This is a genomic window from Salisaeta longa DSM 21114 (assembly GCF_000419585.1).
Classification (GTDB): Bacteria; Bacteroidota; Rhodothermia; order Rhodothermales; family Salinibacteraceae; genus Salisaeta; species Salisaeta longa.
Genome location: NZ_ATTH01000001.1, coordinates 533,136 through 545,839, shown reverse-complemented (window position 1 = coordinate 545,839; position 12,704 = coordinate 533,136). Strand labels below are relative to the sequence as shown.

At 64.9% G+C, this 12,704-nt stretch carries 9 protein-coding genes; 7 read left to right on the top strand and 2 right to left on the bottom strand.

The features are described 5' to 3' along the window. The first annotated feature begins 2 nt into the window (after nt 1-2). Nucleotides 3-572, top strand: coding sequence for a hypothetical protein (locus SALLO_RS0102335; RefSeq protein ID WP_169577872.1), 570 nt, complete (start codon nt 3-5; stop codon nt 570-572). 201 nt (nt 573-773) lie between these two features. Further along, nucleotides 774-1,541 carry an MBL fold metallo-hydrolase gene (locus tag SALLO_RS0102330; RefSeq protein WP_022834716.1) on the top strand — a complete coding sequence of 256 codons (768 nt, stop codon included), beginning with the start codon at nt 774-776 and terminating at the stop codon, nt 1,539-1,541. Nucleotides 1,542-1,558: 17 nt separating this feature from the next. On the opposite strand, the gene trhA is transcribed toward SALLO_RS0102330, so the two are convergent. Then, nucleotides 1,559-2,203, bottom strand: a complete 645-nt coding sequence (gene trhA, locus SALLO_RS0102325; protein ID WP_022834715.1) for a PAQR family membrane homeostasis protein TrhA — start codon at nt 2,201-2,203, stop codon at nt 1,559-1,561. A gap of 188 nt (nt 2,204-2,391) precedes the next feature. Between trhA and ccsA the strand changes: the two genes are divergently transcribed. The 5 genes from ccsA to SALLO_RS0102300 all read left to right on the top strand — a co-directional run bounded on the left by ccsA (nt 2,392) and on the right by SALLO_RS0102300 (nt 9,177). Beyond that, nucleotides 2,392-3,105 carry a cytochrome c biogenesis protein CcsA gene (gene ccsA, locus SALLO_RS0102320; RefSeq protein ID WP_051141260.1) on the top strand — a complete coding sequence of 238 codons (714 nt, stop codon included), beginning with the start codon at nt 2,392-2,394 and terminating at the stop codon, nt 3,103-3,105. A 10-nt stretch (nt 3,106-3,115) separates the two neighbouring features. After that, nucleotides 3,116-3,373, top strand: coding sequence for a CcmD family protein (locus SALLO_RS14640; RefSeq protein ID WP_051141259.1), 258 nt, complete (start codon nt 3,116-3,118; stop codon nt 3,371-3,373). Between the two features lie 19 nt (nt 3,374-3,392). After that, nucleotides 3,393-3,791 (top strand): cytochrome c maturation protein CcmE domain-containing protein, encoded by a 399-nt coding sequence (locus SALLO_RS14635; protein WP_022834714.1) that lies wholly within the window; start codon nt 3,393-3,395, stop codon nt 3,789-3,791. A 3-nt stretch (nt 3,792-3,794) separates the two neighbouring features. Then, nucleotides 3,795-4,196, top strand: coding sequence for a DUF1499 domain-containing protein (locus tag SALLO_RS0102305; protein WP_028566808.1), 402 nt, complete (start codon nt 3,795-3,797; stop codon nt 4,194-4,196). 658 nt (nt 4,197-4,854) lie between these two features. Then, nucleotides 4,855-9,177, top strand: a complete 4,323-nt coding sequence (locus tag SALLO_RS0102300; protein WP_211214072.1) for a S8 family serine peptidase — start codon at nt 4,855-4,857, stop codon at nt 9,175-9,177. Between the two features lie 62 nt (nt 9,178-9,239). Here the strand turns inward: SALLO_RS0102300 and SALLO_RS17535 are convergent, their stop codons facing one another. Next, nucleotides 9,240-12,692 (bottom strand): T9SS type A sorting domain-containing protein, encoded by a 3,453-nt coding sequence (locus SALLO_RS17535; protein WP_169577871.1) that lies wholly within the window; start codon nt 12,690-12,692, stop codon nt 9,240-9,242. Nucleotides 12,693-12,704: the final 12 nt, after the last annotated feature.

The following is a 12,704-nucleotide window of genomic DNA, read 5'->3' as shown; positions in this document are numbered from 1 at the left end:
TTATGAGACGGTTAGCTGTTGTGAGCGGAATTGTAGCAGCGGCCTGGTTGGTCGTTAGCATTATTGGCGCCATGGTCAATCCCGGCCGCGCCGACTTCTGGAGCACGAGCGTTGTGGCTTCACTTGTGGTGAGCACGGTGCTCATCCCCCTTTCGGTATTTAACGCACGCCCGCTGCCCCCGCGCAGCACGCAGACGGTGCGCTGGTCGCGCGGCCGTGCCGTGCTGTACGTGGTGGGTGCCCTGCTTACGGGCTGGTACCTCACGAGCCTTGTGGGGCTTGGCTTTGCCGTCATGGACGGGAGCGACCCGCGCATTGCGTACTGGTCGACCCACATGTTTTGGGCCCTGGGCGTGCTGCTGAGCTGGCTGGGCCTGGCCCTCACCGTAGCCCTTATCCGGCGCTCCACAACCGACGTTGAGGTGGCGGAGCCGTTCGTTCCCGAGCAAGCGCAGCGGCTCTCGCTTGAGACGTTCGAGGATACCACGCCCGACGAGCCGTGGACGGCCGCCGATGAGGCAGTGCCCGCGGGCCACGATGTCAACCACGGCCGCACGTCCAACAACGGATAGTATCCCCGCACAGCTGCTCTCCGCTCGCAGCTCGATCTGAATGGCGCATCCGATCCGTCGGGTGCGCCATTTGGCGTTTCCCCTGCACGGGCTCGCGTCCAAGCGCTGTATGATCCCTTGCGAGCGCGGCCCGCTAGACATTGCGCCGCTGCTATGCGTACGTTACGTTCCCGCGTCTCGCCCATCAGATGCCCTGTGCTCATGCCCGCCCTTCACCTGCTCGGAACGGGCGCATCCATCAGCGATGCCCACCGGACCACCACCATGCTTGCCCTCTCGGACGCCACGGCCGGCGCAACGCTGTTGGTAGACTGCGGCGGCGATGTGTACCAGCGGTGGATGGCCACCGTCCCCGACGCCCACATCAACGACCTTGCCGCGCTGCTCATCACCCACGCGCACCCCGACCATACGAGCGGCTTTCCGCTGTTTATGGAAAAGGCCTGGCTGGCAGAGCGTACCGCGCCGGTGCCCGTATGCGGCATCGAACACGCCCTGGCGCAGGTCCAACGCACATGGACGGCCTTCGACGCCATCACCGACGCGTGGGACGTCCCACCAATTGACTGGCGCACGATAGACGCGGCCCGCGATGCCGTGGTGTGGGACACGCCCCCCTGGCACGTGACGGCCGCCCCGGTGGCCCACGGCAGCACTCCCAACGTGGGCTTTCGGTTCGAGCACCTTCCCACGGGGCACGTGGTGGCGTACTCATCGGACACGACGCCGTGCGATGGCGTGCGTCACCTGGCGCGCGATGCGCACGTGTTGGTGCATGAGGCCAATGGCAACGCGCCGGAGGTGCACTCCACCGCAGCAGAGGCTGCACAGGTTGCCGCTACGGCAGACGTCGACCACCTGCTCCTTGTGCACTTGCCCCCGGGGGATAAGCGGGCGGCGCTGCAGGAGGCCCGCGCCCACTTTCCGAATACCGACCTGGGCACCGAGGGCGGCACCTACGCTTGGTAATGCGCGCGCTTCGTGGCCTACGCCGGCAGCACGTACAGCGCGATGGCAAGGTAATGCAGGATGCTGCCAAGCAGCACAAAGCCGTGCCAGATGGCGTGACTAAAGCGGAGCGAGTGCCACCCGTAAAAGATGACGCCCGCCGTATAGGCGAGTCCGCCGGCAGCCAGCAACACGAGCGCACCCGTCGGCAGCGCGCTCCACATCGGTTCCACAAAGATGACACTCACCCAGCCCATCAGCAGATAAAAAATGGTGGCGCTCCAGTGGAAGCGGTGGCGCGAGAAGAGCTTAAAGAGCAGTCCGGCAACCGCGAGGCCCCACACCAGCGTGAGAATCGTCCAGCCCCACCCGTCGCGCAGCAGCACGAGCGTGAAGGGCGTGTAGGTTCCGGCAATCAGCAGAAAGATCGCCACGTGGTCCACCACCCGCAGCGCGCGCTTCATCCGCGGAGTCCGGGCGCTGTGATAGAGCGTTGAGGCCCCGTAGAGAAACACCAGCGTGCCGCCATAAATCAGGGAGCTGGTGATGTGCCACACGTCGCCAAACAGCGTAGCGAGCACAAGCAGCACCGCCCATCCGGCTGCGCTGAGCACGAGTCCAACTCCGTGCGTGAGACTATTGGCCACTTCCTCGGCGTGTGTTTGCTGATCCCAGACTTCCATGGGCGTGTTGGGTTGGTTGTATGCGGCACTTGCCTGTTAAAACGACAACGCACGCGTATGCTCCGCATGATCCAGTACGTGGTTCGATGATCAACTTTTGGTAACGAATTCGCACAGCATCCGACACCTGCACGCTGCCCTGCAGTTGAGGGATCATCCCACGCACTCTGTGCTGTTTCTACTGGCCCATGGCAACCGCTCCCCTGCCCACTCGGTCCTGGACCTACCGGCTCATTCGCGGCCTCAGCGCGCTCCTTCTTGTGGGCGTTGTGGTGGCCGGGTTTTTGGGGGCCATTCCACGGCTGAACATCATCGAGGAGTCGGCGCGCAACCTGTACTTCCACGTGCCCATGTGGTTTGGCCTGATGGCGGCCACGCTCGTGTCGGCGTACCATTCCCTCCGCTACCTGCAGACGCAAGCGCCGCTTCGGGATGTGCGTGCCCGTGAGGCGGCTCGTGTGGGCCTCGTGCTGGGGCTGCTGGGCATTACCACCGGAATGGTATGGGCCCGCTTTACATGGTACGCCGGGACCAATTTGTGGTGGAACTTCGACCCCAAACAGTCGATGGCCGCGGTGCTGCTTCTCATCTACGGCGCGTATTTTGTTTTGCGCGATAGCATTGAGGCCGAAGAAAAGCGCGGACGCATTGCAGCCGTGTACAACCTGCTCGCGTTCGTCACGATGCCGTTTCTCTTGTACATCATCCCGCGGCAGATGGTGAGCCTGCACCCGGGGGCCGAGGGAAGCCCAGCGTTCAGTCAGACCGACTTGGCCCCCTCGATGCGCTGGGTCTTTTACCCGTCCGTTTTGGCCTTTATGGGACTGGCGTGGTGCCTGTACACGCAGCGGGTGCGCCTGGCCTGGCTCAAGCTTACCCTTCGCCACGATCCCCTCCGCTAACCCGATGCCCATGACGATCCATCCGCTGCCGCAACAAGCCCCGGCCGACTCGGCGGTGTACGACTCGGTATGGACCGAACAGCCGCCCGTGCGCCCCTCGCAATCGGCGTTCGAGCAAACGATGATGCAGGATGGGAAAATCTACGTGGTGGTTGCCGTCCTTGTGCTGATCTTGCTCGGCCTGCTGGCCTTCGTCTTTCGTACCGATCGCAAGATTGCGAAATTGGAACGGCGCGTAGATGCAGGCGATTCGAACGACACCTTGTAGCTTAACCTCTTGATGTGCTATGAAGCCCAAAACGATTGTTGGATGCGTGTTGCTGCTCGGATTTGGCGGGCTGCTGTTTATGAACTTTGGCAGCCAAGTGGGCGGTTACATGACCTTTAAGGAAGCTACCGCGAGTGGCGCCCAGGCGCACGTGGTGGGTACCTGGGCCAAGCAGAAACCCACGCACTACGACCGCGCCCGTAACGTCTTCACGTTTTACATGCGTGATAAGAAAGGCAACCTCCACAAGGTGCGCTACGCCAACCCGATGCCCGCCAACTTCACCGAGGCCACGCAGCTGGTGGTGCAGGGCTATGCCCGCGACGATGCGTTTGCCGCCGAACACATTTTGGTGAAGTGCCCCTCGAAGTACAACGGCACCGGCAAGCGGCTCCAACAAACCAGCACGTCCCGCTGAGCCATGCGCCGCCTCGGTCTTCTCCTCGTCGCCTTGCTGCTGCCCATGCCTGCCGCCGGCCAATCGCTTATCGAACAGTCGCCCCTCGCGGCTTGTCCCGACACGCCCAACTGCACCCACGTGGCACGCACCTTTGAGGCGCCGCCCGACACCGTGCGTGCGGCGGCGCAAGCAGCCCTGCGCGCCCTCGGACCGCTGTCGGTTCGCCTCCGCGACGACGGCACCTTTGCAGCGGTCTACCGCGTGGCGCTTGTCTTTAAAGACGACATGACGGTCGCCGTAGCGCCGCACGAGACGGGCAGCGTACTGTTTGTACGCAGCGCCAGCCGCGTCGGCTACAGCGACCTGGGCGTGAATGACCGCCGGGTGCAGCGCTTCCTGCGCAAGGTCCGCGCACAGCTGTAGCCTTCGGCTTTCCATTCGGCTCCTCGACGTGACACAGGGGCAGGTGACGGGTCAGATGGCTGTTTGGGTCGGGTGGCCTACCTGTATGCTCAACACATCAAAGCAGCAGAAACCAATGCGGCGACGCGGGGGCCGAAGGTCATGGCTGTGGTGGGGCCGAAGGTCATATCTACGATGCGATCTCCATGTACGAAAGAGTACGCACTACTGCGGAGATTGCCGCGCTCACTGCGTTCGCTCGCAATGACAAGAGGGGGAAATGCAGAAACGATACGTGAATGGTTCAGATGGCTGTTTGGGCCGGGTTGCCCACCTGTACGCTCAACACACCAAAACAGCAGAAACCAATGTGTCATCGCGAGGCGCGAACGACAGTGAGTGACGCGTGGGCCGGAGGTCATGCCTGTGGTGGGGCCGAAGGTCATATCTACGATGCGATCTCCGTGTATGGGCGGAAGCATTCCAACGCAGATGAGTGCTCAATTGTAGAGACTCCCCTTCCAAAACAGCCGGTCGTTTGCATTGGGACCTTTTGGGTTCGTTTTTGAATACAGCCTGAGAACGAGCCCCTGTGCAGGCTGATGAGTAACACGAGCGATCGTGATGCTGCGTGCTGCCTCGGTCGTTCCGGATGTCCTCCTCCATGCGCCGCTTAACTGTGCCTCGCTCCGTGTATCGCTTTGTCCTTGCGCTCTTTTTCGTCGCGGCTTGGCCGGGCGTGCTCCTGAACGCTCCCTTCGCTTACGGCCAACCGGCGCCCGTCTCGTTCATCGTGCGGCTTGCCCCCACCGCGCCGCCCGCGCTTCAACAAGCCGCTCGGCAGCCCGCCGCCAAAACCAGTGGCCCGTACGCCGCCCTTACCGCGAGCGTCATCGCAAGCGCACCGCTGCTTCCCGAGGCCACGCCCCGCCCCAAAACCGGCGGCGCCGGCTGGACGACCGTCTACACCCTCACCGTCCCCGACTCGTCGTCGCTCGCGCGCGTGCTTCCCGCGTGGCAAGCCACCGACGGCGTCTCGTACGCCCACCCGAACGTGCGGTACCGGCTGGAAGACACCCTGCCGCCCGAGCCGCTTGCCGACAGCCTCGACCATCTGGACGTCACGCGCACACGGGCCGCGTGGCCCCTCACCACCGGCCGCGCCTCGGTGCAGATTGGCGTCGTGGACACCGGCATCTGGCCCGACCACCCCGACCTCGACGGTCAGTTTGCCATCAACCCCGGCGAAGATGTGAACGGCAACGGCCGCTTCGATGCGCCTGACCGCAACGGCATCGACGACGATGGCAACGGCTGGGTGGATGACGTGCGCGGCTACGATTTTGTCGACCAGCCCGGCACCTTTCAGGTCGGCGAGTACACCACGCGCGACCCCGACGCCGGTCCCGACCCCGACGGCGGCGGCTTTGCGCGTCACGGCACCGAAGTCGCTGGCATCATTGGCGCCGCGCGTAACGGCATTGGCATGGCCGGTGTGGCCCCGGGCACCCGCTTGCTGCCCCTGCGCGCCTTCAGCGCCGATGGGTTTGGCGAGACGGACGACATTGCCGCGGCCATCGTGTATGCCACCGAGCGCGGCGTGGATGTGCTCAACTTCTCCTTTGGCCGACGGCGCCCCACGCAATTGCTGGAAGACGCCATCGCGTATGCCATCAATCGGGGCGTGGTGGTCGTGGCTTCCGCAGGCAACAGCTCCGGCGACGAGCCCCACTATCCGTCCGATTACCCCGGGGTCATTTCGGTGCCGTGGCTGACTGAAGACGGCCAGAACCTGGCGCGCACGGTGCTGCAGGATCTCGTCATCATCCGCGGCCAGTACGGCAACGGGCTCGATGTGGGCGCACCCGGCACACGCGTGTTCACCACGTTGCTGCCGCCTGACCTGAACGCCTCGTCCTTTGCCGACGAGGAACTGTTCGGCGCGCTGGACGACGGGTCCTCCTTTGCCGCCCCGCAGGTCGCCGGGGCCGCCGGACTGCTTCGCTCGGTCGACTCGACGCTCACCCCCGCTTCCATCCAGAACATCCTCACCGGCACGGCCACCGATCTGCGGACGCCGGGCTGGGACTACTTCACGGGCAGCGGGCTGCTAAACGTGGAGGCGGCCCTTGCTGATGCGCTGCCGGCCCAAACGGCCCTTCTCTCGCCGGCGCACAACGCGGGCGTCGCTGCGGGTCCGGTGCCAATCGTGGGAACCGTCCTGGACCCTGGCTTCACGTCGTACGAGGTCTCGTATGCCGTGGGCACCCTGGGCCTCGATCAGCAGACCGATCCCTGGACGGTCATTGCGACGGGCACGCGCCAGGCCCTGCGCGACACGCTGGCGCAATGGCGTATCGACGCGCTGCCCGACACCAGCTACACGCTGCGGCTGGTGGTGCGCCGCCGCTCGGGGCGCGCGCTAGACAACCGGCGGCGCGTCTTTATCGACCGCACCGCCCCGCAGCTCACCCTCCGGGCCGTTACCGCAGCGCTGCATAACGACGGGCGATCCGTGGTGGCCGATGTGGCCACAGACGACCGCACCACCGTCACCATGCGCGTGCAAACCGCGCAAGGCACCGGAACCGAAGCCTCGGAATTCCTGACGACCCGCCACGGCCTCGCCTGGCCCCTGCCGCCCGACGCCCGCGGTGCGGCCCGCGTCACCCTCACGGCCACCAACACCGCCGGCGCCACCACAACCGCCACCCGCACCGTGCCGGTGCCCACGCCAGCCACCAACACCGCCTTGCTCACCCGCACGGAAACGCGCGTGCCCCGCGGCCGCCTCTTGCCGTTCGCCCCCGACTTCGACGGCGACGCCCTCCCGGAGCTCGTCTTTAACCAGTACGCGCAGGGCGGATTGGGCGACACCCTGAAGGCCTTCGAATGGACCGGCAGCGGCTTCCAACCGGCCGATGCCCTCGTGGCCAATGTCATTCCGCGCGACACCGGCGACACAGATGCCGACGGCCGCGCCGAGTTGCTCACGCAAATTGCAGGCGTTACCCTCCTCTTGGAACGCAACGGCACACGCCTGCTTCCCGCACAGCAGGCCTTTCTCGATACCACCGGCCTTGCCAACCCCTCGGCCCTCAACGCCCTGATTGGCGCCCGCCTTGGCGACTTTGACGGCGACGGGCGCGGCGCCATCCTGGGCAACAATCAGTCGGCGTGGCGGGTGCTGGAGCGCACCCCGAGCGGCACCTTCCGCGAAACGACGCGCCTGACCAACCCCACCGCCGGCGGCTCGACGCCCTATGCCAATCAAATCGGAAATGCGGCCGCCCTCACCGGCGATCTGGACGGCGACGGCCGCATCGAGGCGCTCTTTGGCGATGGCGACGGCGACTGGTTTGCCTACGAGTGGACCGGCAACAACACCGCAACGCATGTGTGGAGCTATCCGACCGATGGATTCTTTGCCGACGATCGCTTTGCCCAAGGCGAAACGGACGGCGACGCGGGCCGCGAGTTTGTGACGTTTACCGGCTCCTTTCCGTTGTCGCTGGATGAAGGCGCGCAGGCCCCGCCGCTCAGCCGCTACTACATCTGGCAGTCCACCGGCGACAACGCCTTTGCGCCCGAAGCCATCGTGCCGGTGTACGGCGCGCGCTCGGGCAACGGAAGCGTGGCGATGGGCGACCTGGACGGCGACGGAACCGACGAGGTCATCATCAGCCATCCGCCCTATCTGTACGTCCTCGACCGTGAACCCGACGGCTCCTGGCAGCGCATCTTTGTGGATGGCGCCGCGCCGGAGCCTGTGGTCCAAAGCCGGAGCCTGGTGGTGCACGACTTCGATGGCGACGGGCGCGCTTCCATTGTAGCAATGACGAGCGACGACACCTTTGCGCGCTACGTGCCCCAGCCGGCGGCCCTTGAGCGGCCCCCGCCCCGGTGGCGCGCGGCCCGCGCGGTGGATGCCACGTCGCTGCGCTTGTCGTGGACGGCCCCCGGCGCCGACTCCGTGACGGTCCTCACCGGGCCGATTGGCGGCACGCTCAACCGCCGCGCGTCCACAACCGACTCCACGCTCGTGCTTTCCGAAACCGCCACGCGGCGGTATGCGCTGCGCGCCTGGCAAAGCGGCACGGCCTCGCCGCTGTCACCTGCACGCGTCGTGCGCCCCCATGCCCCCGCCACGGTGGCAGCCATCGAATACCCAACGGACACGGCCGTGCGCCTCACGTTTACCGAGCCACTTGCTGCTGCCATCACGGCCCCGCAGTTTACGCTCGACGCCCAGCGCGCCCCCACGCGCCTGCTCCGTGCCGACGACGGCCGCGCGGTGGTGCTGCGCTTCGAGGCCCTCGCCCCCGGGTCGCACACGCTGCGGTGGACCGGCGTGCGGGACACCTCCGGCGTACCCGTTGCGCAAACGGAGGCCGTGCTGGCCGTCCCCGCTCCACAGCAGCCGCCCTTTATCGTGAAGGACTGGACCGTCACCGATCCGCATACCGTGCAGGTCACCTTCAGCGCGCCGCTGCGCCCCGCACAAGCCGAGCGCGCCGCCCGCTACCGGCTGGAGCCCGTCGGCACGGTGACCCGCGCGGCCCTCGATGCCGCCAACCCGGCACGGCTCAGCCTAACGGTTGCGGGCACCGCCATTGGCGCCACCGGCCGCACCACCACGCTGGTTCTCGACACGCTGCAAGCCGCCACAGGCGCCCGTCTTGCCGAGGAGAGCCGCCGGCTCCGCCTGACGCAGTTTGCCGAGACGCTGGCCAACGCGTACGTCTACCCCAACCCGTACCGCGCCGCGCGTCACAGCGCGCCCCTCATCGTGGCGGGCGTCCCGCGCGCGGCCACGGTGCGCATCTACACCGCCAGCGGGCAGCTCGTACGCGTGGTGCGCGCCGATGGCACGCGCGTGGGCGGCGTGGCCTGGGACTTGCGCGACCGCCGGGGGCAGCGCGTCCCCTCGGGCGTGTACCTGCTCCGCATCGAAGCCCCAGACACCGCGCCGGTCCTCCGCAAGGCCGCCGTCATCCGGTAACAGCGATTGCTTGCAGCAATGGCGCCGGTCCCGTAGCCCAAGCCCTCAGGATCAGCCCGGGGCTACCGTACCACCATCAGCTTCTGCGTGCGCGTCTGGCGGTTGGTGTGCAGGCGCACAAAGTAGATGCCGCTTGCCAGCTGCCGGGCATCAAAGACAACCTCCTTACGACCGGCCGGCTGCTGCTCGTTGGCCAAAATCGCGACACGGCGGCCCAGCACATCGTACACCGCCAGATGTACGTCGGCCGCACGGGGCAGCGCGTAGCGAATCGTGGTCTGCTGCGCGACGGGGTTCGGGTAGTTACCGTGCAATGCGAACCGCTCCGGGGCGTCGAGCTGGACCTCCACCACGTCGCTGTACGTGGCCGCTCCGTCGGTATCAACCTGCTTGAGGCGGTACGTCAGGCGCTCGGCGGCGTACGGCACGGCGTCGTCGGTGAAGCGGTAGCGACGGGGGCGGTTCGTGGTGCCCGCGCCGTCCACAAAGCCGACCGCGGTGAACGCCCCGCCGTCTACCCGACGCTCGACGGCAAACCCGGCGTTGTTCTGCTCGGCAGCGGTCTGCCACGTGAGCCGAACGCCGGCGTCCGTCTGCGCCGCGTCGAAGGTCGTCAGCTCAACGGGGAGCGCCGTCGCATCCGGGCCGATTTGCACGGCGAGGGGTGAGCCAAAGAGCGGCCCTCCGGTATTATCGTAGCGATACTGCAGTCCGTTGCCGCCCGATGCGTTCTCAATCCCCACCGTTGCGCCTTCTAGGTAAATCGACGCCCCGTGCGCTTTGTACTGGAGCTTGATCGCCCCATTCGTGCTGGCATCCGGACCGGCTAGCAACACAACCTGCGCTGTAATCCAGCCATCTGCGTCGGCTCCATGCTCCGGATAGTGCTCGAAGGTGATGACGTGCGCATCCACGCCGTTCACCGTCGTCGTTTGCACATAGAGATGGCGGCCGGTAACGTCTGTGTCGGACGGATCGAGGTCGTCCCAGAACCAGGCTACGAGCGCGTTGGGGGCGTCCGCATCCGGGATGATGGAATTGAACGACTCGGCCTCACCCCCTGGGTCCGAGAACGCAATCCATCCGTTCGAGCTGATCCAGTACTGGGTGTAGTCTTGACCGAAGAAGCGAAACGTAAAGCCCAAATCAAACGGGCCAATTACACTGTTATCGGAGAGGGCCCCGATACGATCGATCCCCGTGCTGGAGATGTCGATCCAGTCGAATGTGGGCTGCGAGGGCGCTTCATCCGAGAAGAACGTCGAGTTGGCGAAGAAGTAGCCTGCAGCTTGACCATAGTTCGGGTTAACGATCTGATCGGCCACGACGGGAACGGACGTGGTCGCCGAACCATCTCCATCGCCGTCGTGCGCGAGGTCGAGCGTGGCCGAGACGCTGCCGCTCGTCTCGGGCCCGACGACCTGCACGGCCACATCCACTGTCTGGCCCGTGCTGAGATCGACGGGGAAGCTCGGCTGGACGACATCGAACCGTGCCGCGTCAGCCCCGCTCAGCGACGCGCCAGAAAGCGTGAGCGTGCCACTGCCCACGTTCTCGATTTCAATGCGTTCGATAGCGCTGACTTCGGCATCACCGAAGTCGATATCAAGGGGTGAACGGTCCAGCAGCGGATAGGGCGTCTCGGTGATGTCGAGCGTGACTGCGTCGGTCGCATAGCGCATGTTTGCCGTGTACCCTGAGGGAACTGCCACCTGTGCGAAGGTGCCCGTAATGGTTTCCGATGTAGCAAAGTTAAGCGTGACGATTTCGTAGCTGCCGAGCGGTACGTCGTCCAACGTGAGGTCTAACGTTCCATCGAGCCCCACCGCGCCATTCACCTCCAACTCATCAACAGTGCCGGATCCGGCTGCCCCTTCGATATCCAGCGTAGCGTTTGGGCTCATTACAAAGTCGCCAACCACTTGCAGCCGCGCGTATGGAAAACCGGGACGACCCGGCGCAAAGGTACCGTCGTTGGTCACGGTGGTGGCCCCGCTCCAATCAAGCTGCCCGGTCCCGCTCACGATGCCGCTCGTGGCATTGGTGAAGGCTCCCGTGGCGGTCACGGTACCCAACAGTCGAAGCTCACCGTTGTTGGTCCAATCTGCCCCAAGCGAATAGTCGCCGAAATCAAAGACCACCCGTCCGTTGTTGGTTACCACAGGCGGCGTCGTGAATGAGCCTACCGTAGGAAATCCGTTTCCGTCGACCGTGAGCGTTGCATTGTTAATCCAGGCCGTTGCATCAGCCATCGTTACCGTACCCACCTGCAAGTCCACGTTATTGGTCACGCTCGCACCGCCCGTTAGACTGATTGTGCCAGAACTTCCGAAGCTTCCTACCCCATCGATGGTGACGGTGCGGTTGTCGATGGTGCCGCGGGTTACTTGAAACGCATCGGACACGGTGACAGCACCGCTGCCCCCAAGGGTACCTCCCTGCGTTTGCAGCGTGGCGAGGGCGATGTCGTGTTCGATGATGGCTGCTTCATCCTCCGTTGCGTCTTCGTCATAAATGAAAAGCGTCTTCCCGACGTCTACGAGCGTCATGGACGCGGGAAATGTCACCTCAGCTTCAGTAATGAGTGTCTCCGCCTCGGGCGCTCCACTCAGATCGTACGTGACGTCGGTCAGGGCAATCGGTGAACGGAAGTCTTGGAACTGCACTCTGCCACCGCCCTGAATGAGGGCTCCCGTGAGGTCGTGCGGTGTGATGCCAAACTGTTCCGTGAATCGCAGCGCAGCAATTTCAACGCCATCATCCGGTGTCGTTTCAGTCGGAACGATGAACGTACCATTCGAGGTGCCCCCGCCACTAAACATAACGGTATTGCCGGGAGGGACTTCCACAGTCCCTGCGTTGTTAAAGATGGCATTCGTACCCGCGCGCATCGTCGCATCGACCTTGTTGTTCACGATAGGATACGGCGTCACCTCTTCTTGCCCGTTGTCCAGCGCGCCGACGACCGAGATGCTCACGCCCGCCTCGATCACGCCGTAGTTGTCGATCGTCGTCCCGGCCTCCATGTCGACGAAGCAGCTGCCGGAGAGCGTGCCGTTGTTGGTAAACGTGTTGCCTTCCCCGATGCGAAGGCGCGTCCCGCACGAATTATTGCTGTCGGACGGCAGGGTGATGGCCACGCTGATCGTTCCGCCGCTGAAATCCGCTTGCTGATCGACCTCGACGTCGCCATCCCCGCTGATGCTGCCGGTATCCAGAAAAAGATAGTTCACGATGAGGGTAGCGCCCCCATCAATCGTGAGCGTCCCTGCCAGCTGGAGCTCGTTGACCGTCCGGCCGCTGGCGAGCTCGACCGATCCATTGATGATGGCCGTATCGCCCGCCCCCGGCGTGCACGGATCGCCGCTGGCATCATCCCAGTTGTCGGGGTCGCTCCAGAAGACGCCGTCCCCCTGCCCCGTCCAGGTGCAGGTTCGGGCTTCGGCTGGAGACGCCGTCGCCATCGCGACGAAGAGGAGAACGACAAATACGGCACACGTCTTTGCGTATCGCATAAACGAAAATGA